The sequence below is a fragment of the Vibrio sp. 10N.247.311.13 genome, from assembly GCF_041467595.1.
GTDB classification, from domain to species: Bacteria; Pseudomonadota; Gammaproteobacteria; order Enterobacterales; family Vibrionaceae; genus Vibrio; species Vibrio crassostreae_C.
The window spans coordinates 17,980-42,676 of record NZ_JBFSUX010000002.1; the positions used below are offsets into that span (position 1 = coordinate 17,980).

The 24,697-nt window shown below is 44.7% G+C and carries 23 protein-coding genes, 1 pseudogene and 1 other annotated feature; of the genes and pseudogenes, 9 read left to right on the forward strand and 15 right to left on the reverse strand.

Features of this window, described 5'->3' with window-relative positions; genetic code table 11:
* Positions 1 to 2 precede the first annotated feature (2 nt).
* The gene (locus tag AB6E52_RS01150; protein ID WP_017063530.1) at positions 3 to 914 is read right to left on the reverse strand and encodes a LysR substrate-binding domain-containing protein; all 912 of its coding nucleotides are present in this window, start codon (positions 912 to 914) and stop codon (positions 3 to 5) included.
* Positions 915 to 1,195: 281 nt separating this feature from the next.
* Between AB6E52_RS01150 and metE the strand changes: the two genes are divergently transcribed.
* The gene (metE, locus tag AB6E52_RS01155; RefSeq protein ID WP_102320470.1) at positions 1,196 to 3,559 is read left to right on the forward strand and encodes a 5-methyltetrahydropteroyltriglutamate--homocysteine S-methyltransferase; all 2,364 of its coding nucleotides are present in this window, start codon (positions 1,196 to 1,198) and stop codon (positions 3,557 to 3,559) included.
* 99 nt (positions 3,560 to 3,658) lie between these two features.
* Here metE and AB6E52_RS01160 read toward each other — a convergent pair whose 3' ends face one another.
* From AB6E52_RS01160 to AB6E52_RS01185, 6 genes are all read right to left on the reverse strand, one after another.
* On the reverse strand, positions 3,659 to 4,054 hold the full coding sequence (locus AB6E52_RS01160) for a GspS/AspS pilotin family protein (protein ID WP_102320471.1): 396 nt from the start codon (positions 4,052 to 4,054) through the stop codon (positions 3,659 to 3,661).
* Position 4,055: 1 nt separating this feature from the next.
* Complete coding sequence (locus AB6E52_RS01165; protein WP_004741234.1) at positions 4,056 to 4,352, reverse strand: YciI family protein; 297 nt, start codon at positions 4,350 to 4,352, stop codon at positions 4,056 to 4,058.
* A 195-nt stretch (positions 4,353 to 4,547) separates the two neighbouring features.
* Positions 4,548 to 4,946 (reverse strand): acyl-CoA thioester hydrolase YciA, encoded by a 399-nt coding sequence (gene yciA / locus AB6E52_RS01170; RefSeq protein WP_017061510.1) that lies wholly within the window; start codon positions 4,944 to 4,946, stop codon positions 4,548 to 4,550.
* Positions 4,947 to 5,134: 188 nt separating this feature from the next.
* Positions 5,135 to 5,701 carry a septation protein A gene (locus tag AB6E52_RS01175; RefSeq protein WP_017061509.1) on the reverse strand — a complete coding sequence of 189 codons (567 nt, stop codon included), beginning with the start codon at positions 5,699 to 5,701 and terminating at the stop codon, positions 5,135 to 5,137.
* Between the two features lie 133 nt (positions 5,702 to 5,834).
* A complete protein-coding gene (locus tag AB6E52_RS01180; protein WP_017069991.1) occupies positions 5,835 to 6,083 on the reverse strand; it encodes a hypothetical protein in 249 nt (82 codons plus the stop codon).
* A 285-nt stretch (positions 6,084 to 6,368) separates the two neighbouring features.
* Positions 6,369 to 7,256, reverse strand: a complete 888-nt coding sequence (locus AB6E52_RS01185; RefSeq protein ID WP_102320472.1) for a LysR substrate-binding domain-containing protein — start codon at positions 7,254 to 7,256, stop codon at positions 6,369 to 6,371.
* Between the two features lie 181 nt (positions 7,257 to 7,437).
* Between AB6E52_RS01185 and hisC the strand changes: the two are divergent.
* The 5 genes and pseudogenes from hisC (at position 7,438) to AB6E52_RS01210 (ending at position 12,798) form a co-directional block, all read left to right on the forward strand.
* Positions 7,438 to 8,588 (forward strand): annotated as a pseudogene (hisC, locus tag AB6E52_RS01190) (histidinol-phosphate transaminase).
* Between the two features lie 10 nt (positions 8,589 to 8,598).
* A complete protein-coding gene (locus AB6E52_RS01195) occupies positions 8,599 to 9,372 on the forward strand; it encodes an ABC transporter substrate-binding protein (RefSeq protein ID WP_017094467.1) in 774 nt (257 codons plus the stop codon).
* A 590-nt stretch (positions 9,373 to 9,962) separates the two neighbouring features.
* The gene (locus AB6E52_RS01200) at positions 9,963 to 10,922 is read left to right on the forward strand and encodes a TRAP transporter substrate-binding protein (protein WP_102320474.1); all 960 of its coding nucleotides are present in this window, start codon (positions 9,963 to 9,965) and stop codon (positions 10,920 to 10,922) included.
* 67 nt (positions 10,923 to 10,989) lie between these two features.
* On the forward strand, positions 10,990 to 11,469 hold the full coding sequence (locus AB6E52_RS01205) for a TRAP transporter small permease (protein WP_004736522.1): 480 nt from the start codon (positions 10,990 to 10,992) through the stop codon (positions 11,467 to 11,469).
* Positions 11,470 to 11,490: 21 nt separating this feature from the next.
* Positions 11,491 to 12,798 carry a TRAP transporter large permease gene (locus AB6E52_RS01210; RefSeq protein ID WP_010438025.1) on the forward strand — a complete coding sequence of 436 codons (1,308 nt, stop codon included), beginning with the start codon at positions 11,491 to 11,493 and terminating at the stop codon, positions 12,796 to 12,798.
* A gap of 102 nt (positions 12,799 to 12,900) precedes the next feature.
* Here the strand turns inward: AB6E52_RS01210 and AB6E52_RS01215 are convergent, their stop codons facing one another.
* The 8 genes from AB6E52_RS01215 to AB6E52_RS01250 form a co-directional block, all read right to left on the reverse strand.
* Positions 12,901 to 14,220: a dicarboxylate/amino acid:cation symporter gene (locus tag AB6E52_RS01215; protein WP_346393668.1), complete on the reverse strand. Its 1,320-nt coding sequence runs from the start codon at positions 14,218 to 14,220 to the stop codon at positions 12,901 to 12,903.
* A 311-nt stretch (positions 14,221 to 14,531) separates the two neighbouring features.
* Positions 14,532 to 15,338: a tryptophan synthase subunit alpha gene (gene trpA / locus AB6E52_RS01220; protein WP_017069986.1), complete on the reverse strand. Its 807-nt coding sequence runs from the start codon at positions 15,336 to 15,338 to the stop codon at positions 14,532 to 14,534.
* Complete coding sequence (gene trpB, locus AB6E52_RS01225) at positions 15,338 to 16,528, reverse strand: tryptophan synthase subunit beta (RefSeq protein WP_060982409.1); 1,191 nt, start codon at positions 16,526 to 16,528, stop codon at positions 15,338 to 15,340. The genes trpA and trpB overlap by 1 nt, the downstream gene beginning before the upstream one ends.
* 131 nt (positions 16,529 to 16,659) lie before the next feature.
* Positions 16,660 to 18,099, reverse strand: a complete 1,440-nt coding sequence (gene trpCF / locus AB6E52_RS01230; RefSeq protein WP_102320475.1) for a bifunctional indole-3-glycerol-phosphate synthase TrpC/phosphoribosylanthranilate isomerase TrpF — start codon at positions 18,097 to 18,099, stop codon at positions 16,660 to 16,662.
* 25 nt (positions 18,100 to 18,124) lie between these two features.
* Positions 18,125 to 19,120 carry an anthranilate phosphoribosyltransferase gene (gene trpD, locus AB6E52_RS01235; protein WP_017063543.1) on the reverse strand — a complete coding sequence of 332 codons (996 nt, stop codon included), beginning with the start codon at positions 19,118 to 19,120 and terminating at the stop codon, positions 18,125 to 18,127.
* A 9-nt stretch (positions 19,121 to 19,129) separates the two neighbouring features.
* Complete coding sequence (locus AB6E52_RS01240) at positions 19,130 to 19,720, reverse strand: aminodeoxychorismate/anthranilate synthase component II (protein ID WP_010438041.1); 591 nt, start codon at positions 19,718 to 19,720, stop codon at positions 19,130 to 19,132.
* A 2-nt stretch (positions 19,721 to 19,722) separates the two neighbouring features.
* The gene (locus AB6E52_RS01245) at positions 19,723 to 21,330 is read right to left on the reverse strand and encodes an anthranilate synthase component 1 (protein ID WP_102320476.1); all 1,608 of its coding nucleotides are present in this window, start codon (positions 21,328 to 21,330) and stop codon (positions 19,723 to 19,725) included.
* A gap of 125 nt (positions 21,331 to 21,455) precedes the next feature.
* Positions 21,456 to 21,570: a sequence feature (Trp leader region), on the reverse strand.
* Positions 21,517 to 21,642 carry a trp operon leader peptide gene (locus AB6E52_RS01250; protein ID WP_009848753.1) on the reverse strand — a complete coding sequence of 42 codons (126 nt, stop codon included), beginning with the start codon at positions 21,640 to 21,642 and terminating at the stop codon, positions 21,517 to 21,519. It overlaps the preceding feature by 54 nt.
* A 120-nt stretch (positions 21,643 to 21,762) precedes the next feature.
* Between AB6E52_RS01250 and rnm the strand changes: the two genes are divergently transcribed.
* From rnm to rluB, 3 genes are all read left to right on the forward strand, one after another.
* The gene (gene rnm / locus AB6E52_RS01255; RefSeq protein ID WP_017061496.1) at positions 21,763 to 22,617 is read left to right on the forward strand and encodes an RNase RNM; all 855 of its coding nucleotides are present in this window, start codon (positions 21,763 to 21,765) and stop codon (positions 22,615 to 22,617) included.
* Between the two features lie 62 nt (positions 22,618 to 22,679).
* A complete protein-coding gene (locus AB6E52_RS01260) occupies positions 22,680 to 23,300 on the forward strand; it encodes an L-threonylcarbamoyladenylate synthase (RefSeq protein WP_009848751.1) in 621 nt (206 codons plus the stop codon).
* 159 nt (positions 23,301 to 23,459) lie between these two features.
* Entirely contained in the window at positions 23,460 to 24,494 is a 1,035-nt protein-coding gene (gene rluB, locus AB6E52_RS01265; RefSeq protein WP_017055112.1) for a 23S rRNA pseudouridine(2605) synthase RluB, read from the forward strand.
* Positions 24,495 to 24,697: the final 203 nt, after the last annotated feature.

A 24,697-nucleotide genomic window follows, 5' to 3' on the forward strand; every position in this document is an offset into this window, starting at 1 on the left:
TCTTAAACGACCTCAATACCATCTAAGTGACTCTTACTCTGCTGTCTTGCTGTGCTAAAGAAAGCCTGTAGGTAACGTTTGTCTTTTTCTGAGTTTCTTACTGCGGCAAACAGTCTTCTTGAAAGCCCTTTACCTAACGGTTTGCTGGCTATCAAACCTTGTCTTGAGAACTCACTGATCGCCCAATTTGGTAATGCCGCGACACCTAATCCTGCCGATACCATTTGCACCAACATTAAGGTGTTGTCTGCTTGTTTCCACTTCTTAGGTTCTACACCTGCTGGTTGCAAAAAGTGCTTCACTACGTCTAAACGTTGTTTTTGAACAGGATAGGAGAGCATGGTGAGATCGCTAAGATCTTGCGGTTCAATGCTCGCCTTTTCTGCCAAAGGTGAGTTTATTGCGGTGATCAAACGCATCTCAAAATCAAAGAGTGGTTCGTAGTGAACCTCAGAGCGAGGCTGTATATCAGAGGTGATCACCAAATCTAGCTCGCCTGCCATTAGCGCGGGTAGCGGCTCAAACCCAAAGCCTGACGAGAAATCTAGCGTTACGCTTGGCCAAGCCACTTGATATTCCTTCAAAGCAGGCATTAACCATTGGAAGCATGAGTGACATTCAATCGCCATGTGCAAACGACCATTCACATCCTCTTTCAGGCTCGCGAGTTCGTTCTCCGCTTTAGCTATTCTTGGCTGTATCTCATCGGCAAGCCTAAGCAAAATCTCACCTTCAGAGGTGAACTTAACTGGTCTAGTTTTACGTAGGAAAAGCTGACCACCGATACGCGCCTCAAGGTCTTTCAGTTGGTGAGAAAGCGCCGACTGAGTCAAGTGAAGAGAAGTTGCCGTCGCTGTTAGCGAGCCGCTGTCTCTTAAGGTGGTTAATGTTCGAAGGTGTTTAAGCTCTATCATGAGTATTCCTCATATTCCCTAAGCCAATTCAATATTTCTTAATAATCACCCTACGGGTTTTTTTATCATTTGTAAACGTCTAGATGTCCAGATGGATTTGGTTTGTTCATCTTCGGTCTGTTCAAGATGAATATTTTTAATAAACCAGATGAATATTTGGACGTTGTTCATCGTTCAGATTAGGGAGATAGTTTAGCCATCTAGACGCCTTGTAAAGATCTTAAACCATAAGCTAGGCAGTTTGATCGAACACTAAAAATTATTGAATAAGGAACAGGTTCATGACTACGACAACGCATATTTTAGGCTACCCACGTATCGGCGAAAAACGCGAACTCAAATTCACTTTAGAAAAATACTGGCGCGGTGAGATTAACCAATCAGATTTAAAGCAACTCGGTAGCGAACTAAGAAATCGTAACTGGAATGTACAAGCTAAGGCGAATCTAAGCTTTGCAACTGCGGGTGACTTCGCATGGTACGACCATGTTCTAACAACGACGTTACTTCTAGGTCATGTACCTGAGCGTCACGCTGGTGGATCAGAAGGTGAAAAAGCCTTCCCAGATTTAGATACCTTGTTCCGCGTTGGTCGCGGTCAATCTCAAACTCAAATACAATCTCAAAGGCAGCCAACTTGTTGTGGCGCTAAGCACGGCTCTGAAAGCGCTAAAGATGGTGCAGCAGCATCAGATATGACGAAGTGGTTCAACACTAACTATCACTACATTGTTCCTGAGTTCAGTAAAGACGACACCTTTGAAGTGAGTTGGCCACAACTGTTTGACGAAGTGAGTGAAGCGATTAAAGCGGGGCATAAGGTGAAGCCAGTTCTTCTAGGCCCATTATCTTATTTATATCTCGGCAAGGAAGTAGAAGAGGGCTTTGACCGTTTAACTTTGCTTCCACGCTTGCTTACCGCTTACCAAGCGATTCTGGCAAAACTGGCCAAGTTGGGCGTTGAGTGGGTACAAATCGATGAACCTATCCTTTCTCTGGAACTTGAGACTAAGTGGGCAGATTCATTCAAATTGGCTTATCAGGTGATTCAAGGTGATGTGAAGCTACTCCTTACCACGTACTTTGATTCTGTGACTGACACGTTAGATAAAATCATGGAACTGCCCGTCAACGGCTTACACATCGATTTGGCTGCCGCACCCCAGCAACTCGATCAAGTGGTGAACAAGCTACCTGAAGATTGGGTGCTTTCTGCAGGAGCAATCAACGGACGCAATGTTTGGCGAGCAGACTTAGCCGCGCAGCTTGAGTTGCTGCAACCAGTGAAAGAAAAGCTAGGCGATAAACTATGGGTCGCAAGTTCATGTTCATTGCTGCATAGCCCAGTCGACCTTGAGTTAGAAGAGACGTTTAGCGAAGAAGTGAAGAGTTGGTTTGCCTTTGCAAAACAGAAAGTCACTGAGGTGAGCTTATTGGGTGCGGCGTTAGACGGCGACCCAAATGCCATTTTAGCGTGTGAGACGTATAGCCACCCGATTGTTGCACGCAAGAGTGCAACTCATGTGAATAAGCCGCAAGTTCAAGCTCGTATTAACACGATAACTAAAGCGCTAGCAGAGCGCACTGCTCCATACGCAGAACGTGCCGCGCACCAGTCTGAGGTGTTAGGCTTACCGCTGTTACCAACCACAACCATTGGTTCATTCCCACAGACAGGCGAGATCCGTGTTCAACGTAGCGCTTACCGCACTGGCAAACTGAGTGAAGCGGAATATAACACTGCATTGAAAGGCCATATTGCGGATGCCGTTAAACGTCAAGAAGCACTGGATTTGGATGTGCTTGTTCATGGCGAAGCTGAACGTAACGACATGGTGGAGTACTTTGCAGAAAACCTAGCAGGCTTTCAAACCACTAAGTTTGGTTGGGTACAAAGCTATGGCTCACGCTGCGTGAAGCCGGCGATTGTGGTCGCGGATATAGAGCGTGAGAAGCCGATGACCGTAGAATGGTCGACCTATGCCCAATCTCTGACCTCGAAGCAGATGAAAGGGATGCTGACAGGCCCAGTCACTATCTTATGTTGGACATTCCCACGTGAAGACATTTCACGCAAAGAGATCACTAATCAATTGGCATTTGCGCTGCGAGATGAAGTGTCTGATTTGCAAGACGCGGGCATCAACATTATCCAAATCGATGAACCAGCGATTCGTGAAGGTCTGCCATTGAAAAAGCGCGACCACGCAGAATACCTAGAGTGGGCGGTCGATGCCTTTAAGATCTCAGCGGCAAGTGCTAAACCAGAAACTCAGATTCATACCCACATGTGTTACAGCGAGTTCAACGAGATCATTGATTCAGTAGCCGCGCTAGATGCCGATGTGATTACCATTGAGACTTCTCGCTCGAACATGGAACTGCTGAAAGCATTTGAAGAGTTCAACTACCCGAATGCGATTGGACCTGGCGTTTATGACATTCACTCACCAAACATCCCTTCAGAAGAGTGGATTGTTGATTTACTTAAGAAAGCGGCAGAGAAAATTCCAGCAGAACGTTTGTGGGCAAACCCTGATTGCGGGCTGAAGACGCGTAATTGGGCAGAGACGGAAGCGGCGCTGACTAACTTAGTTTCGGCAACTAAAGCACTGCGTAAAGAGTGGGAATCAACCGAGGCATAATTCAGTCTAGGATTTTGATTGCTCCGCTAATCTACGATGAACCACAACAAAGGCCTCGCAAATGCGAGGCCTTCTGGTTTTATACTTGTTCGGTCGAATCTAGTTGCTGTTCTGACACGTCTCTTTGCTGATCAACTTCTCAACCATCAGTTGTCCGCGAGTGTTGCGAATCTTGATGTTGTAAGCCAAGCCCATATCAAGGTTTGCTCTCACTTCAGAGTTGGTGCAGTAGCTATTCACACTCATGTCTACAACTTGGTTTAAAGGCTTAGCACCTTTTGCATCTTGGTTGTAGATCATCATGATTTCGATAACCGTGTTTTTTGCTAGCACGCGCATGACCGACAGTGGGCCATACTCAATCGGCAGGCCTGCAGATAAAACGCCAGCTCGGTGCTGCGCCATCATCTCTAGCTGTCTTTGTTCGTCTTGCTCACTTGAAGCACAGCCTGCAAGCAGAGCTAAAGCCAGTGAGCCAATAATCCATTTTTTCACGTTAAAATACTTTCTTGAATGGTTTTACAATCACATTTTGGTAAACGCCAGCATCAATGTACGGGTCAGCGTCTGCCCATGCTTGTGCATCTTCCAAAGAGTTAAATTCAGCAATCACAGTTGAACCTGTAAAGCCTGCTTCGCCAGGGTTATCTGAATCAATCGCTGGCATTGGACCTGCTGTTAACAGTCGGCCTTCATCGTGAAGTGTTTGTAGGCGTTCTAGATGTTGTGGGCGAACACTTAGGCGTTTTTCTAATGAATTTTCGACGTCTTGAGAAAAAATCACGTACCACATATTGAGATATCCTTATTTTACTTCACTAAATTGAGGGCGTTTAAATTCGCTATCTTGCTAATTTACGCGAACTAATTGGTATTGGAAGGGCTAATGATAAGAAATTGTGAATTGGTGCGAGAGAGTTGTATGGTCTTTAGTAATTTCATTTATAAAAACTAAAGACCATCGGTGCCACACGCTTAATAAAAGGTGTTATTTGTTGATTGGGCGAGGCTTACCACTTTCATCAACTGCAACGTAGTTGAATGTCGCGCCACAAACCTTGTAGCGGTCGCCGATACCGTGATCAAGTACAGGCTTAACCCAGACTTCTAGGTCGATATTCATCGAGCTGCGACCAATCTTAGTGCAGTCACCATAAACACACACAACATCACCCACTGAAACCGGCTGTTTGAACTCGATACTCGATACTGAAACCGTGACTATCTTGCCGTTAGATATCTCTTTTGCCAGTATGCCGCCAGCAAGGTCAAGCTGTGACATTATCCAACCACCGAAAATCTGGCCTGCTGCATTTGTATCAGAAGGCATCGCTAATGTGCGAAGAAGTAAAGAACCAATCGGGTTCAAAGTTGATTGAATAGTCATTGTCGTACTCTTAATGGTATTGATTGTTTTATATAAAAATAGATGTGTTTACGAGACTCGTGGTGGTCTAATTTTTAACGTCTTCACCGAACACAAATAATCAGCGGCCAATGATCACGAGTATCATTGGCCAATCGCATATTGATAATAATTGTATCAAATAGGGTATGAGGACTCATCCCTAAGGGCTATTTCTCGTCGGTATTTTTATCCGTTAACTCTTTCTGCTGGTCTTTTGGTAGATGCTTATAGATATAAACACCAGTGAGCAAGGTGAAGAGCAAGGTCGCGATGAGTAGACCAAACACTTTGAAGTTGACCCAAACATCCAACGGTAGGCTGAAAGCAACGTAAACGTTGAGAACGGCACATAGGGTAAAGAACAGCGTCCATGCCCAGTTGATCTTGCCCCATACCGAATCAGGCAGTGTGATCTCTTTGCCTAACATACCTTTAATCGCTGATTTGCCCATGATGTGACTGACCGTCAGGCCAATCGCAAACAGTGCGTAAACGATGGTGACTTTCCATTTAATGAAGTTGTCGTCGTGCAAGAAGATGGTCATGCCACCAAATACGGCAACCATTAGAAAGGTGATGACCTGCATTTTTTCGACTTTCTTGTAGATGAAATAAGTCAAAATAATTTGAACTGCAGAGGCAACGATCAAAGCGCCGGTCGCGGTATAGATGTCGTACATCTTATAAAGCGCAAAGAAAATAATGAGAGGAATGAAATCAAGAATTTGTTTCATGAGACACTGACTATCCAGTTAGTTGAGTTGCTGACAGTCTAACGAAAACTGTCTCGATGCTAAATAGCTCGAGACAATTGGGTGCCAATTAATTCAATCTAACCACTCATCGTGTTTAAAGAGTTGAAGCAGGTTATCGCATTGACGAGGTTTGATAGCGAGGTATCAGCTTTTTGATATCTTCAAGGTAACCTTCGCTCTTTAAGCTGTCTAAGGTGTTTTCGAGCTCTTGCTCACTCATGGCAAAACATGTCGATTTACCGGTCGTTAAGTCGAGATACTCGTGATATTCACGCTCTGTGAAGTGGCCAATTCTGTCCATTAATAGGGTTTTAATTCCATGGTGAATCAAGCCGTAATACGTATGTCTTTGTAAGGTCATAGCCTATCCTCCGTGACAAGCTGCAGTGAAACTGGTGCAACCTGCTGTATATTGGTTGGGTTATCTATGACAAAGCAACTCGAATGCCATTTTCTCCAACGGAACAGAATAAATTCCCGGCTAAATAGAATTGAACTTCTTTTCAAATAGTTAAAGGAAGGTACGTTCTATTCTCTGACAATCAATACGAAACAGACATCAAATAGTTTCATTTTGAGAACGGAAAAATTCTCATTATGACGCTCTCCTGCCGCTTATAAAGAGGCCTACCAACAATGATTGCCGCTAATCGACGAGCCAATCAACAAGCGTAGATAAGGATGTATTTTGTCGATTCTTGGGTTGCAGCAAGAAGTAACCATTTCCAGAGAAAACACTGCCTTCACTCACTTTTACCAATCTACCTAAATCAATATCTTGCTTGGCCAGTGTGATGTCGCCTATGGCAATGCCAAACCCTTGAATGGCGGCGTTCATAGCTTGATCGAGTGTCGCGAATTGTTGGTTGTTCTTGCTTGAAAGGTCGTGGCTGCCTATGTGCTCTAACCAAAGTCGCCAATCACTTTGTTCATTGTTGGCGTGTAACCACGTGTAGTGAGCGAGTTGGTGCGGTTTGATTAGAGAAGAGGAACCACTGGTAAGGTGATTGGGTTTGATGCTTTGCGCTTGGCAGACGGGTGCGAGTTGCTCGTTGAACAATAACTGGCTGACGATCGATTGTTGGCTCGGCTTCTTGCCATAGGTAATTACGGCGTCAAACGGATCAAAGCTTGGTTCGAAGACGTGCTTGATGGTCGACGTCAGTTCGACATCAATTTCAGGATAGGCTTGCTGAAAAGACATCAACTTAGGTAGTAGCCAAGAGGTAATACAGCTCGGTGCGTTGAGTTTGATCTTAGACGGAGAGCTAGCCACTTGATTTAGAGCCGATTGCAGCTGATGAATCGTTCCTTGTATCAGGGGAACCAGTTCTTCTCCTTTCGGCGTTAAAGACAATCCGCGAGCATGGCGATAGAAGAGATCACAGCCAAGGCTTTCTTCAAACGACAATACCTGACGACTCACTGCACCTTGCGTAACATTGAGCTCATGTGCCGCGCGTGTAAAGTTGAGGTGCCTTGCCGTAGACAAAAACGCGAGCAAGGTTTTGGTTGAAGGAAGTGTGCGATTCATATCTTTACCTATGACTTTTTATCATGGCTATTATGTGATTATTTCGATTCATTTATCAATAGTGTTCTGTTTGAATGTAAATACTTAATCATCATTTGTGATTCAATATGTGTATAAGTCACATTTTTTGAATATGAAGGCAATGATGAAGACATTGTGATTTTGTGAAAGGGATAGCTTCTTGACATCTTTTATTGATAGCTTAGTGCCTCAGGCTGTAAAAAAATTAATACCTTATCAATCGGCAAGAAGAATTGGTGGTGATGGACGTGTCTGGCTAAACGCCAATGAATTGGAAAGCTCGCTGTTTCAAGGAGAAGCAAGTCACAACCGATACCCAGACTTCTTACCACAAGATATTGCTAAGGCTTATCAAGATTACTGTAGTACCGATGCCGCGACTGTGGCTGTTCGTGGTGCAGATGAAGCGATTGATTTGCTGATCAGAACATTCTGTAAACCGGCGTGCGACAACATACTTATCTGCTCTCCAACGTATGCGATGTATGAGTTTTGCGCTGATGCATTGGCGATTAATACCTTGGACTCTCCATTGCAGGAAGACTTTAGCCTGAACGTCGCTGATATTGTGAATAAGGCAAAACTGGCGAATATCGTGTTTCTTTGCTCACCAAACAATCCAACGGGCAATGTGATTCCTAAATCGGATTTGATTCAGGTACTGGAAGGCACGACTGGAAAATCTCTAGTGGTCGTCGATGAAGCGTATATCGAATTTGAACCACAAACGTCAGCCGTTAGCCTTATTGAGCGTTATCCGCACTTGGTTGTGATTCGCACTTTGTCTAAGGCATTTGGACTGGCTGCAGTTCGTTGTGGTTTTATCTTAGCGAGTCAAAATGTGATGCAGTATGTCGCGAAGCTGATTCCACCTTATCCGATGCCAGATTGCTCATCTCAAATTGTATTAGACGCGTTGTCTGATGAACGAGTCTCAGTGATGCAAGATGCGACGCAGAATCTGGTTGAGCTGCGTAACTGGTTTGCTTGTGAGTTAACGCAGTTTGATTTCATCGAGTCTGTTTACCATTCATCGACGAACTTTATTTTGCTGCGTCAAAAAGCTGGGCATCAAGTGTTCAGTGTATTGGCGAAGGACGGCATTGTGACAAGGAATCAAAACCACGAACCTGCTTTGCGTAACTGTGTACGAATCAGTATTGGTAGCCAAGAGAGCATGTTAGAAGTGATAACGTCACTAACACGCTACCAAACCGAGCTACAACAGACTCAACAAGATCAGCAAAACGACAGCATCAACAAGATCAATATATAGAAACTCAATCTCAACTCGATAAAGATCATATCTAGGATGGCAATGATGAAAAAGATAATACTAGGACTCGCTTGTGCGGCCGCTTTACTTGGTACAACGGTACAGGCGAAAGAAATCCGTTTGGCGTCGGACTTTACGTATCCGCCATTTAACTACAAAAACAGTGATGGTGTGCCTGTCGGGTTTGATATTGAGATAGCTGACGCCTTGTGTGAGCAAGCCAAACTCGATTGTACTTGGGTTTCACAAAGCTGGGACTCGCTAATTCCAAGTTTGTTGGCAAGAAAGTCAGATGTGATTATGGCTTCAATGCGTATTACCGAAGAGCGTAAGCGTAAGATCTTGTTTACTGATAAGTACTACCAAACTCCAGCCGTGTTTGTTGCTGCTAAAAGCGCCGAGTTCAACGTCGATCAGGCAGGCTTAGCAGGTAAAACCATCGGTGTTCAGCAAGGTACGATTCACGATCGCTACGTAACCGACAAGTTTGGCGATGTGGCAAACATTAAGCGTTATACCGGCCAAGATGAAGTTTATCTGGATCTGCAAAACGGCCGTCTAGATCTAACCTTCGGCAACTCGGATCAACTGTCATTAGCTTTCTTAGATAAGAAAGAAGGCGAGGGCTTTGAGTTCAAAGGTAAAGCAGTAACCGACAAAGCCTACATTGGCGAAGGTACGGCGTTAGCACTAAGAAAGCAGGATTCAAAACTGGCGAAACAATTCAATGCCGCGATTGAAGAGATCAGAGCGAACGGTACTTACGACAAGATCGCCGCTAAGTACTTCACGTTTGATATTTATGGCGCTGATTTGTAATTCGTTTAACGCCTAAAAACTAGAACACCAAAAACAAAAATCCGAGGGCTGTGAAGCTCTCGGATTTTTGTTACAAATAATTCGTCTTAGTAAGATTCCCACCGTTGTCTTTATCCCTGCTTATCCACTCTTGTTCCATACGCTCAGCCTAAAACCTTACCTCGACCACCTCAGAAATCGCCGTTCACGATTCGCTTTTTCAATCGATGAGACCTTCTTTGTCCGTGCTTAATTACGGATTTTAAGATCTTAAAATAACACAAATTTGCGCGTGATTTTTGCTAATAGACTGTTCTAAAAGCAGTTGAAAGCGCTCGGAATTCCCCAAAAATCCGAAGTTAGACTGCTTAATGGTCTAATTGGTGCCAAATATGATTGGTATCACAATCAATTCAGCTCTCTGGCAAATAGATGAACCTTAGCTCACAAAATATACACATAGTATTGTAATACAAAATATATGAAGGTAAGAATATTGTAATGAAACGTTACTGCTATGAGCGATGTGCAATTGAACGTTAGATTTCAAACTTAGCTATAGCGTTGCATATAAAACTGTACCTCTTACAAAATGGATTCTGGAGAAGAACATGAAAAAACACCTACTGACGATTGCAGCGGCTTCAATTCTGATGGCATTTGGCGCTCAAGCAAAAACTTTGACGTTAGGGCATGCAATGTCATTAGAAAGCGCAGCTCACCAAGGCATGGTGATCATGGCTGATAAAGTTAAAGAAAAATCGAATGGTGAACTTACGATTAAGATCTTTCCAAACGGTCAATTAGGCTCTGAACGTGACCAAGCGGAGCAAGTTGTTACTGGCGCGATTGATATGGCCAAAATCAATGGTGGGTTAGCCGAATCTTTTGAACCAACTTTTAAGGTTAATGCACTGCCTTTCTTATTCCGTGACGTTCCACATATGAGAACCTTCATGCGAAGTGAAGCTGCACAAGAGATGTTGCTTTCAAGTGAAGGTAAAGGCTTCATCGGTCTTACATTCTATGATTCAGGCACACGTAGCTTCTACGCTAAGAAAGCCATCAACTCACCAGCTGATCTAGCTGGCATGAAAGTTCGAGTTCCTGGCTCCCCGACCATGATGGAAATGGTCAACCTACTTGGTGGCAAAGCAACGCCTGTACCTTTCAATGAGGTATACACGGCATTGCAACAAGGTGTAATTGACGGTGCTGAAAATAATATTTCTAGCTTAGTTGAAATGAAACACAGCGAAGTTGCCAAATTTTACTCTATGGACCAGCACATGATGACACCTGACGTGATCATCATTTCAGAATACAAATGGGGTTCATTAACGGCAGAAGAGCAAAAAATCTTAAAAGAAGCTGCAGCTGAGTCTCTTGAAGAGCAGATCAAAATCTGGGACGCAACAGATGAAATGAACAAAGAGAAAGGAATGAAAGCAGGCGTAACGTTTGTTGATGTTGATAAAGCCCCGTTCCGTGCCGCTGTTAAACCTATGATTGATGAAGCCAAAAAAGACCCTAAATTAGCTTCATTCATTGAAAAAATTGAAGTTCTGTAATCAGTCTTAGTGAAAATATAATTTTGCCTTGGCTTTGCTAAGGCAAAATTTTTTGAGGTATCACACCATGTTAGCAACTTTCAGAAACCTACTTGATAGGTTGATTCTTTTTGTCTCTTCTTTTGCATTAATGTTACTTGTCGTTACTGTCACTTGGCAGGTTTTTAGTCGCTATGTTTTGAATGACCCAAGTAACTGGACTGATGAACTTGCTCGTTATGCGATGGTATGGCTTGGATTATTAGGAGCAAGCTACTTATTCGGTATCAAAGGGCATTTAGCTATAACGTTATTGGATGGTTATCTTAAGGGTAAAGCGCATATCGCATTACATGTACTCATCAATATCATTTCTGGCGCATTTGTATTTCTAGCAATGCTTCAAGGTGGCATCGCCCTAATGGGAAGAACCACACAACAACTCTCTCCAGCACTGCAATTACCGATGTCGACGGTGTATTCAATATTGCCGATTTCAGCCGTTATTATCCTCATTTATTTGGTCATGAATACGTTTGATCTTTTTTGTGAACCCAACAAAAAATAAGTTTTAAAAGGACTCTATATTATGGATTTGTCCATTGGTGTTTGGCTGCTAGGCCTATTCTTATTCATGATCGCGATAAGCATGCCGATTGCGATTGCAATTGCCATGTCATCTTTAACCATCATGTATTTCATCTTACCGTTTGAAGTCGCCAGTATTACTGCGGGTCAAAAAATCATTACCGGTATTGATAGTTTCAGTTTATTAGCCATCCCTTTCTTTATCCTCGCGGGGAATATAATGAATGTAGGTGGCATCGCGAGTCGACTCATCAACCTTGCAAAGCTCTTGGTTGGTTGGATCCCGGGCTCACTTTTTCACGTGAACATCTTCGCCAATATGATGTTTGGCGCCGTTTCAGGATCAGCCGTTGCAGCAGCAGCTGCGGTTGGTAAAACCTTAGGCCCAGAATTAGAAAAAGATGGTTATGATAAAAACTTAGCAACAGCAGTAAACGTTGCATCTTGCCCGGCAGGCTTATTAATACCGCCGAGTAATTCACTGATCGTATTTTCAGTGGTATCGGGTGGAACATCCGTTGCGGCGTTGTTTATCGCAGGGTATGTCCCAGGTATTCTAATGGGCTTAAGTTGTATGGTCGTCGCCTATTTCATCGCTAAAAAGAAGGGCTACAAAACAAGTGCGAATGACGGCTTCACAACGAAAGATGTGCTGAATATTGTTTGGCAAGCAACACCAAGCTTAGGGCTTATTGTTGTTGTTATTGGCGGTATTATTGGTGGTATATTCACTGCAACAGAAGGGGCATGTATAGCGGTTCTATACTCTTTTATACTGTCACTCTGTTACCGAACCCTCAAATGGGCACACTTTCCGATAATTTGTAGAGAAACGGTTCAGGTTACTGGCATTATGCTGTTCTTGATTGGTGCTTCTACCATTATGTCATGGGCAATGGCGTTTACCGGTCTACCAACCATGATCAGTGATTGGATGCTCTCTATTTCAGACAATCCAATTATCATCTTTATTCTGATGAACCTGATTCTACTGATTGTGGGTATGTTTATGGACCTTACGCCAGCCGTATTGATCTTTACCCCTATCTTTATGCCGATTGCTGAGCATTTAGGCATGCATCCAATTCACTTCGCGATGATGATTATCTTCAACTTATGTATTGGCATTGCAACGCCACCCGTTGGTACGGCGCTATTTGTGGGTTGTAGTGTCAGTGGCTCTAAGATTGAAAACGTTATAAGAAGTATCATGCCGTTTTGTGCCGTATTGATCGTCACACTGTTGGCCATTACTTTTATTCCTGAAATTAGTTTGGCTCTGCCTCGTGCGTTTGGACTCATCAATTAGCCTGACAAGGGTAAGATTTATGGAATCAATATCGATCATTACCTAATAAAAAAACCGCCTCATGAAGGCGGTTTTATTTATCAATCAAACTGAAGCTTAATATTACGCTTGCTGTTTTTGTAGCTCAGCTTCTTTCGCTTCGTCTTCGATTAGAGAATCAACGATGACTGCACATGCTGCATCACCAGTGATGTTTAGAGCAGTACGGATCATGTCGAAGATACGGTCTAGAGCGAACAACAGAGGTAGACCTTCAATAGGGATACCAGCTGCTAGAAGAACCGCAACCACTAGGAAAGAAGGACCTGGAACACCTGCTTGACCAACTGCGCCTAGAGTCGACGTTACGATGATAGCAATGTAAGCGCCCATAGACAGGTCGATGTTGAACAGCTGTGCGAAGAAGATAGCAACTAGGCCGTAGTAAATTGCGTTACCAGACATGTTGATCGTCGCACCAAGTGGCAGAACGAATGAAGCCGTAGAGTTACGAACGCCAAGTTCTTTCTCTACCGTTTCCATTGTTACTGGCAGTGTCGCCATTGAAGAGGCTGTTGATAGTGCAACCGCTTGAGGCTTCTTCATTGCCACTAGGAACTTCTTAGCAGAAGTCTTAGTGAAGATTTGAATCATTAGCGGGTAAGCAACAAAGCCGAAGATCAGAATCGCAGCGATGTAGACAACGAACAGTTTGAACACAACCATAAGTGCGCCAAAGCCGAATGTACCCACAGCTTCTGCCATTAGGCCGAATACGCCAAGTGGTGCAATGATCATAACCTTGTTGATCATCCAAACCATAGCGTCAACAATCGCGTTTACGCCATTGATGATAGGGTCACGTTTCTCTTTCGCTTGTTTAGAAATCGCAATACCGAAGAATAAGCAGAAAACTAGAATTTGCAGAATGTTTGCTTCATTCAGTGATTGGAAAACGTTGGTCGGGATCATGCCTGTGATGGTTGCCCAGAACGTTGGAAGTTCACCTTTCGCAGCGTATTCAGAAGAGAACATGCCTTCAACGCCAGAAACATCGATACCACGACCTGGTTCGAATATTTCACCCATTACTAGCGCTAGTGCTACAGCAAGTGCAGACGTTAGTGCAAAGTAACCTAGAGTGGTCACGCCCACTTTACCTGCTGATGAGCTGTTGCCTAGACCAGCAGCACCTGAAATTAGGGCAACCGCGACTAGAGGGATAACCAGCATCTTGATCAAATTGATGAAGATAGCACCCAGTGGAGCGAACATAGTTGCGCTGTCACCCATCATCGCACCGACTAGGGTACCGATGATCATTGCAATAACGACTTGAACGCCGATGTTGCTTAGTAAACTCTTTTCTTTTAACACTTCCATAACCTCTGTGCTACTAAATATAAAAATCCCAGAACTACTCACCAATGTACGATGTACCATTGGATTAATATTTCGCGAGAAGTTTTACACGTATCTTTTACATTTATCAATATGAGCAGAGATGAAAGAACACCAAAAAGCAGTAATCAAATGTCATTTGATGATTTTTCACACTAAAGCAAACGTTTGCTTTTTTGATTTGTCATTATTTTTATAAATGGTGGTGATGTTTTGGTGGGGTATTATAGGTGTGCTACAGGTTTGTATGAGGTGTTGTTTTTATCAGAAATTTAACAATTGAGAGGGTTTGGACGTGTTCTCGGAGAAAAACTCCCACAGCGCTAATTATCGCACTAGTGGGAGCCTATTTATTATTTTTGCGTTGCCGCTTTCATTGGCGTAACAAACTCAGCAAGTGCTTTAAGCATTGCTTCTGGTTGTTCAACGTTGTTTTCAATGATTTTCACAACCGCAGAGCCAGAGATAGCACCAGCAGCGCCAGCTTCGATGGCTTCTTTTACTTGCTCAGGAGCAGAGATACCGAAACCAAGCAGTGCTGGTGGCGCATCAAACTTGTTCAAACGGTCAAGTAGGGCTGTCACAGGCATGTTTGCTTTGGTTTCTGCACCCGTTACGCCAGCACGAGAAAGTAGGTAAGTGTAACCACCACCTAGCTCAGAAACCGATTGAAGCGTCTCATCACTTGCTGTTGGTGGAGCAATAAAGATTGGGTGAATACCAAACTTCTTAGCTGCAGCAACAAACTCGCCACTCTCGTTGGTTGGTACATCAGCAATCAATACTGAATCGATACCTGCATTCGCACAACGCTCGTAGAAGTTCTCGATACCACGTGCGTACACCAAGTTTGCGTACATCAGTAGGCCGATTGGCAGATCTGGGTATTTAGCACGAATTTGACCAATAAGATCAAAACACACATCTGGCGTTACTTTTGAATCTAACGCGCGAATATTTGCGCCTTGGATTGTCGGGCCATCTGCAAGCGGATCGGAGAATGGAATACCAAGCTCAAGTGCATCTGCACCCGCTTCAACCAAAGTTTCCATGATCTTAAGCGATTGCTCAGGGTTAGGATCGCCAACTGTTACGAATGGTACGAATGCGCCCTGATTCTTTTCAGCTAAGCGAGTGAAGAGTGATTGATAGCGATCCATTATAATGCTCCTTTCTCTTTAAGAATGTCGTGTACAGAGAAAATGTCTTTGTCACCACGGCCAGATAAGTTAACGACTAATAGCTGTTCTTTCTCTGGATCATCGTGAGCCATTTTGATTGCATGAGCCAAAGCATGAGATGACTCTAGCGCTGCGATAATACCTTCGTTACGTGCGATAGCTTGGAAAGCTTCTAGTGCTTCGTCATCGGTTACGTTGTCGTATTCAGCACGGCCAATAGCATTTAGGTGCGCGTGTTGAGGGCCAACTGATGGGAAGTCTAGACCCGCAGATACAGAGTAAGACTCTTCTACTTGACCATTCTCATCTTGCATCAGTGGTGCTTTCATACCGAAGAAGATACCAGTTTTACCGTGTTTAAGCGGCGCGCCGTGTTGGTCGGTATCAATACCTTTACCAGCAGGCTCTACACCGATTAGGCGTACAGACTCTTCTTCAATGAAATCCGCGAACATACCGATAGCGTTTGAACCACCGCCGACACACGCGATAACTGCATCAGGAAGGCGACCTTCACGAGCTAGAATTTGGTTCTTCGTTTCTTCACCAATCATGCGTTGGAAATCACGAACAATCGTTGGGAATGGGTGAGGGCCCGCTGCAGTACCCAATAGGTAGTGCGCGTCTTCATAAGTTGCCGACCAGTCACGTAGCGCTTCGTTACATGCATCTTTTAGCGTTGAAGAGCCAGAATGAACAGGGATAACCTCTGCGCCCATTAGCTTCATACGGAACACGTTCGGGCTTTGACGTTCAACGTCTTTCGCACCCATGTATACACGACACTTAAGACCTAGTAGAGCACACGCTAGAGCCGTTGCCACACCGTGTTGGCCTGCCCCAGTTTCAGCGATGATTTCCTGCTTACCCATACGTTTTGCTAGCAATGCTTGACCAAGTACTTGGTTTGTCTTGTGGGCGCCACCGTGAAGTAGATCTTCACGCTTAAGGTACAGTTTGGTTTTTGTGCCTTTAGTTAGGTTACGAGTCAACGTTAGTGCCGTTGGACGACCAGCGTACTCTTGAAGAAGCGTCATGAATTCGCTGCGGAACTCAGGATCGGCTTGTGCATCGATAAATGCTTGTTCAAGTTGGTCTAGTGCTGGCACTAGGATCTGCGGTACGTATTGACCACCGTATTCACCAAAGTAGGCATCGAGTTTAGCCATTGTGTTATTCCTTCAATTCTACTGATGTGTATTCACACCAAGTCATTTAATCTTGTTTGAGCTTCGCAAAAGGCAAAGCTCACAAATATGTTTTTAGTTTCTGCTTTCTAATTTCTAGCGCCGAGTTTGGACTAGTAATTGCGAATCGCTGCAAAAGCACGTTGCAGTTTGTCTGCGTCTTTTTTTCCTGGAGCGGATTCAACGCCAGAGTTTAGGTCTAATCCTAAGCAACCCAACTTAGCGGCTTGGTTAGCATTTTCTGGGTTTAGGCCACCCGCCAACATGATTGTGCTTTGGTTGTTGATTAGGTTCCAATCGAACACTTGGCCTGTGCCACCAGTTTGAGAACCCACTTTAGTATCTAGCAGGTGACGAGTCACGTTGCTTTCCAGTAATTCTGGTAGCGAGCTCTCAGCATCGGGAGAAACACCGTAAGCTTTCCAAATCTCAACGCTTTCAGGTAGTGACTGTTTTAGCTCATCGATAAACGCTTGAGACTCATCACCGTGCAATTGCACAGCGAACAGGCCTAGCTCAGAAACCGTTTTCGCAACGTCAGTAACGCTGTGGTTTTGGAACACACCCACGTAGTTCAAAGGTGCGCCGCTCATAGTCAAACGAGCCGCTTCGATATCCACATGACGCTTAGATGCTTCAACGAATATCAGACCACCGAATACCGCACCAGCTTGATAAGCCTTTGCTGCATCGTCAGAGTGAGTTAAACCACACACCTTGTTTTCACCCAGTGTTACTTTGCGTACCGCAAGCTCGAGGTTCTTCTCTGCCATTAGAGAGCTACCGATTAGGAAGCCATCTGCAAACGTTGAAAGGTCACGAACTTGTTGATGTGTGTAGATGCCAGACTCTGAAATCACAACTGCGTTTGGAGCCAGTTCGCGAATCAGCGGCGCCAACTCTTTAGTACGGTTCAAATCAGTCGAAAGGTCACGAAGATTACGGTTGTTAATGCCGATCACCTTAGCGTTTAGAGCGACTGCACGGTGAAGCTCTTCTTCGTTGCTGACTTCGGTCAATACACCCATGTTGAGTGAGTGAGCGACTTCCGCCAGCGCTTTGTACTCTTCGTCATCTAATACCGATAGCATTAACAAGATAGCATCAGCTGAGTAATGACGAGCTAGATACACTTGGTAGGTATCAACCATGAAGTCTTTACACAGGATAGGCTGCTTAGCAATGCTGCGAACTTTAGGTAAAAACTCAAAGTCACCTTGGAAGTACTTCTCGTCTGTCAGCACAGAAATCGCGTTTGCGTGGTTGTTGTAAACAGAAGCAATGTAGTCGAGGTCAAACTCGTCACGGATTAAACCTTTTGACGGAGAGGCCTTTTTACATTCAGTGATGAAAACCGTTTGTTCTCCGCTCAGAGCGTCATAAAAGCTGCGGTCTGTTGCAGTTAGTGACGCTTTAAACTCGTCTAATGGTTGAGTCTGCTTACGTGCTTCAACCCATTGGTATTTATCACGAACGATTTTTGCTAATACTTCCGCCATTTCAGCTTCTTTGACTGAAACGTGGGTCGACAGTTTATCGGTAGTCTGTGTCATGTTCTTTGTCTCGATTCGTCGTTCGTTAGGCGTGTGCAGCAAGCTTTTGTACAAGCTCGTATGCTTTGCCAGAGTTCATCGCGTCAATTGCTTGCTGTGCGTTGGCTTTTAGGTCTTCGTGACCAAACAGACGCATCAGTAGAGCAACGTTGACTGCCACTGCGCCAACTTGACCATCAGTGCCTTTACCCGTCAGGATATCGGTTGTGATGGCTTTGTTCTCTTCTGGCTCGCCGCCCTTGATTGCTTCAAGAGGGTGAGTGTTCAAACCAAAGTCTGCTGGTGTCACTGTGTATTCGTGAATTGTGCCATCTTTGATTTCAGCAACCATGGTTTCGCCGTGAATCGCTACTTCATCAAGGCCGCTACCGTGAACAACCGCCGCGCGCTTCATGCCCATTTGCAGCATGGTTTCTGCGATAGGGCGTACCAGCTCTTTGCTGTAAACACCCATTAGCTCGATGTTAGGGCGAGCAGGGTTAATCAGTGGGCCAAGAATATTGAAGATAGTGCGCGTTTTCATTGTTTGACGAACCGGCATCGCGTGACGTACACCAACGTGATATTGCGGAGCAAATAGGAATGCTACGCCAAGTTCATCAACAGCCGTACGTGTGTCTTCAGCTGTCATCGCTAGGTTGATACCGAACGAATCCAGTAGGTCAGAAGAGCCTGATTTGCTCGATACGCTGCGGTTACCGTGCTTCGCGACTTTTAAGCCACACGCTGCGGCAACAAATGCAGAAGTCGTCGAGATATTGATGGTGTTGTGACCGTCGCCACCTGTACCTACGATGTCTGCGAAATCGTAATCAGGGCGCGGGAACGGGTTTGCATTCGCAAGTAGTGCTTTTGCTGCGCCTGCAATTTCATCGGGCGTTTCGCCTTTGATTTTCAGTGCAGTTAGCGCAGAAGCCATCAAGATTGGGTCTAGTTCACCCTTGATGATCACATCAAATAACTGTTGGCTTTCTTCTTGAGTAAGAGACTGCTGTTCGTAAAGTTTATTAATCTGTTCCATGATCGTTTCCTATATCGTCTTTTTCTCAAGAGCCCATTCGATAGCGTTTGCTAGAAGCGTTGCACCGTAGGTCGTCATAATTGATTCAGGGTGGAATTGGAATCCACACACCTTGTCTTGTTCTTGAACCACAGACATCACCAAATCATCTACTTCAGCGGTCACCGTTAGGCTATCAGATACATGCGTTGCCACTAAAGAGTGGTAGCGAGCGATAGCCAATGGCGAAGGTAAGCCTTGGTAAGTCGCATGGTTTTGGTGTTCCATCATCGACACCTTACCATGAATGATTTCGCCAGCGCCTGCAACGGTGCCGCCATAGGCTTCAACAATCGCTTGGTGGCCTAAGCAAATACCAATCATTGGCACTTTACCTTTTAGAAGCTGAATCAGCTCTGGCATACAGCCCGCATCTGCTGGAGCGCCAGGGCCTGGTGAAAGCAGTGCAACAGGGTTGTCTAGTTCGTTGATCGCAGCTTCAACAACCTTTGCCGGAATGTTGTTACGGTAAATCTTTACGCTGTGACCTAATGAACGAAACTGGTCTACAAGGTTGTAAGTGAATGAGTCGAAGTTATCGATGAATACAATATCAGCCATGATTACGACTCCTTCTTGTTTGATGTGTTCTGATTTACTGCAGCGCTTTTAGTGTGTGCAGCTTGAATCGCTGAGATAACCGCTTGTGCCTTGCCGCGAGTTTCATCGGCTTCTGCTTGTGGGTCTGAGTCAAATACGACCCCAGCGCCTGCTTGTACTTGTGCCACGCCATCTTCAACGTAAGCAGAGCGAATTACGATACAAGTATCTAGAGTCCCTTCACCAGTTAGATAACCGACTGCACCACCGTAGCTACCACGACGCGTTTTTTCTACGTCTCGAATAAGCTGCATTGCGCGGATTTTTGGTGCGCCCGTTAGCGTGCCCATGTTCATACAAGCTTGGTAAGCGTGCAGAGCATCTAAGTCTTCACGGAGCTGACCAACAACACGAGAAACCAAGTGCATTACATGGCTGTAGCGGTCTACTTTCAGTAAGTCTGCTACGTGGCGAGTGCCAGCTTCGGCAATACGTGCCACATCGTTACGCGCTAGGTCAACTAGCATCATGTGCTCGGCGTTTTCTTTCTTGTCGGTACGCAGTTCAAGCTCGATACGGCTGTCTAGGTCGAAATCGATTTGACCGTCAGGGCGCTTACCACGACGACGAGTACCAGCAATCGGGTAGATCTCGATTTGGTTGGTTTCTGTCTCGTATTTCAGCGCGCTTTCTGGAGATGCACCGAACAGAGTAAACAGCTCGTCTTGCATGTAGAACATGTAAGGGCTTGGGTTGCTTTGTTTGAGTTCTTTATAAGCCGCCAGTGGGGCAGGGCAAGGTAGAGTGAAGCGGCGTGAAGGTACCACTTGGAATACATCGCCTTTAACTACGTACTCTTTTAAATCACGAACCGTTTGGCAGAAGTCTTCATCTGAAACGCTAGGTACAGCTTCAACGTTGTCTAACGGCGTTACTTCAGTGATGGCTTTCAGGGACTGACACTGAGTTTGAATGTCGGCTAGACGGTCAGTTAATTGCACTTTGATGTTGTCATCTTGAGCAAATAAGCTCGCGTGAAGTAAGCCTTCGTTCTCTTGGTGATCGAAACGCAATAGTGTTTCAGCTACGTAGAATACAAAGTCAGGACAATTGTTGGTTGCTTCAGCATCACCTAGTGGCTCAAAGTTTGCCACGATGTCGTAAGCGAATAAGCCCGCCATGAATAATGCGTGTTTGTTATCCGCGTCTTGCTCAAAGCTGTGCTGAACCAAACGCAGTGCATCGAATGAAGAGGCTTCTCTTAAACGTGAGTCTTCGTCTAATTCGTTGCTTGGTTCGATAAAAGTCAGCGTCAAAACGTTATCAGTAAGGTCAGATTTAATTTCTGCTTTCACGTTTTGAGTGAGATGTTCGATAAGCGCTTGACCGTTTTCAGTCAATGCTTGAAAGGTTACTTCATGTCCGCGACATACGATGCGAACAGCAGAGTCGATAAGGAGTAGGCTTGTCAGGTTCTGTTTAGATTCAATCTCGGCAGATTCCAACAAAAGACTATCAGTTTTGTTTTCACACAAAGTATGAAAAACGCTGGTTGGATCTTGCGAGTAAGGAACTGAGGAATTGATGACCTCAATGGTTCCCAGCTTTTTGATTTCAATGGCCTTGTTCACAAGACCTCCTTTATGATTCTTTAAATTTCCTGCCGTACATAGTCGCATAAAGATACCTTTCACCCAATCTAGAATATGGTCAATTCGATGATTTGTTAGTCAGTTGAATGTGAGATGTTCGACAAATTAAAAAGCCCGCTATTAAAGCGGGCTTAGTGATAACTTTTTTATAAACAAACTGTTTAATTAGAAGTACACGTTAGCCCACCAAGAACTTGTCCAAGTGCGCCACCAATTAAGCTCTGAACTTGCTTCTACTGAAGAAAGTTCTAAAACTTTATCTTTATGGTTTTGGTTAAATTCTTGTAACATGGTGAACCTATCAAATGTGATACTTCGTATTTGTGTACTAGTTAACTAGTTTTCTGCTTGCGGGTCAAGTGTGTTGACACAAATATAACGATAAAAATTGAAAACAATGAAAAAGAATATATGAGAATTGATCTACATAGTCATACAACAGCCTCAGATGGCCGACTTACTCCACCTGAGCTAATTGACCGAGCGCTTGGCTTTAACATCGAAGCGCTAGCGATTACAGATCATGACACGACTGATGGGCTTGCTGAAGCACGCAGCTACATTGCGGATAACAACCTTCCTATTCAGTTGATAAACGGCATTGAGATTTCGACTGTTTGGCAAAACAAAGATATCCATATTGTTGGGTTAAACGTTGATCCTGAGTCACCAGAACTCAAAGCGCTCATTGAACAACAGAAGCAACACCGTATTGGGCGTGCTGAGATGATCGCTCACCGTCTTGAGAAAGCGACTCGTGAAGGGGTGTTAGAAGAAGTTAAATTGATTGCGGGTGATGCACCAATCACTCGCGCTCACTTTGCTAAGTGGCTAGTCGACAATGGCTATGCGAAAACTATGCAGCAGGTGTTTAAAAAGTTTCTTACTCGTAATAACCCAGGTTATGTGCCGCCAACTTGGTGTTCAATGAGTGATGCTGTCACGGCTATTCATGCTGCTGGTGGACAAGCCGTACTCGCTCACCCTGGGCGATATGGACTTACAGCCAAGTGGGTTAAGCGCCTGCTAGCGGCATTTGTTGAAGCGAAAGGGGATGCGATGGAAGTAGCTCAACCTCAGCAAGCGCAACAAGAAAGACGCACACTCGCGGATTATGCTATACAATACAAACTATTAGCCTCCCAAGGCAGTGATTTCCATTACCCATCTCCGTGGATGGAACTTGGACGCAATCTCTGGCTACCTTCTGGGGTCGAAGAAGTATGGAAAGATTGGGAGTTTCAAACGGTTTCACCATCTGAATAGTCTTTAGGTGAGCCAGCTCCTTCTGATGATAGAGTCGAGAGATTCGATAACGAGGATCAACAATGAGCCAGTTTTTTTATGTACACCCAGATAACCCACAAGCACGCTTAATTACTCAAGCGGTTGCGATTATTCGCAATGGCGGCGTTGTGGTTTATCCAACAGATTCCGGTTATGCGCTGGGCTGTCAGCTTGAAAACAAACAAGCACTTGAACGTATCTGTAAAATTCGTCGCATCGATGACAAGCACAATTTCACCTTGTTATGTCGTGATCTTTCTGAATTATCACTGTATGCACGCGTCGATAACGTGGCTTTCCGTCTACTGAAAGCACATACACCAGGTGCTTACACGTTTATCTTTAAAGCAACCAAAGAAGTGCCAAAGCGTTTGATGAACGCCAAGCGTAAAACGATTGGTATTCGTGTCCCAGACAACAAGATTGCACTCGACCTTTTGGAAGCGATGGGTGAACCATTAATGTCGACGTCTCTGATTCTGCCGGGTAACGAGACTACGGAGTCGGATCCAGAAGAAATTCGTGACAGCCTAGAACATGCGGTTGATGTCATTTTGAATGGCGGTTACTTAGGTGAGCAACCGACGACGGTTATTGACTTCAGTGACGATGATGCCGTGGTTCTACGTCGTGGTGCTGGCGATCCTGCGCCGTTTGAATAATCGCTTTACTGATTAACAGTCTGTAACGATACAGCAAACCTGCCACAGTAAATAACAAGTGCTTTTTGGCAGGTTATTTGCGATAATACGCGACCGCGATTTGGTCGCGAAAAATTCATTCGACGTCTGTGAAGACGACAATTAGGTAGAAAAGAGTAAATGAGCGAAAAATTACAGAAGGTTTTAGCGCGAGCTGGTCACGGTTCTCGTCGTGAACTAGAAGGTTTAATCAAATCTGGTCGTGTAAGTGTTAACGGTCAAGTTGCGAAACTGGGCGAGCGTCTTGAAGACGAGAACTCAGTGATCCGTATCGATGGCCATACTGTTTCAGGCAAGGCTTCTGAAGAAGTGGTTTGTCGTGTACTTGCTTACTACAAACCTGAAGGTGAGCTTTGTACTCGTCACGACCCTGAAGGCCGCCGTACTGTTTTCGATCGTCTACCTAAGATCCGTGGTTCTCGTTGGATTTCAGTTGGTCGTCTTGATGCAAACACATCAGGCCTTTTGCTTTTCACTACTGATGGTGAGCTTGCAAACCGTCTAATGCACCCAAGCCGTCAGGTTGAGCGTGAGTACCTAGTACGTGTATTCGGTGAAGTGACTGAGCAAAAAGTTAAAAACGTTACTCGTGGTGTACAACTAGAAGACGGCATGGCTCGTTTTGAAGATGTTGTTTACGCTGGTGGTGAAGGTATGAACCATACTTTCTACGTAGCGATTAACGAAGGTCGTAACCGTGAAGTTCGTCGTCTTTGGGAATCACAAGAAACAACAGTAAGCCGCCTGAAACGTGTACGTTACGGTGATATCTACCTTGATAAGAAACTGCCTCGTGGCGGTTGGAAAGAGCTAGATCTTCAAGAAGTTAACTACCTGCGTGAGCTTGTTGAGCTTAAGCCTGAGAAAGAGACACTGTTGGATCTTGATCCTTCAAACACTTCTCGTAAGCGTGAGCGTTCTCGTAGCCAAAAAATTCGTCGTGCTGTTAAACGTCACGAAGAGCGTGCAAACGCACCAAAAGGCCGTAGCAACCAAACTAAGCGTAAGAAGCCTGCAACTCGCGGTACTACAACACCTGATTCAGGTCGTAGCGCTCCAGCTGCAAACAAAGGCAAACCTCAGGCTAACAAAAGTAAGCCTAAACTGAACAACGGTCGTCCGGCTAAACCAGCTAAGCCAAGAACACGTCAGTAATTACGTAATTTCTTACGCGTAAAGCTTCATTAGCTGAAAGCACTGAATACTAAAAAACCTGCTCATTGAGCAGGTTTTTTTACGTCTGGAGAAATAGCAGATGCGGGATGCGAGTAACCGAGTATCGAAAACATGCTGCCATAAGTGACAGTAAGCGAGCTTTTCGCATCTCTTATCTCGTGTAGGCGCATCTATAATCTGCT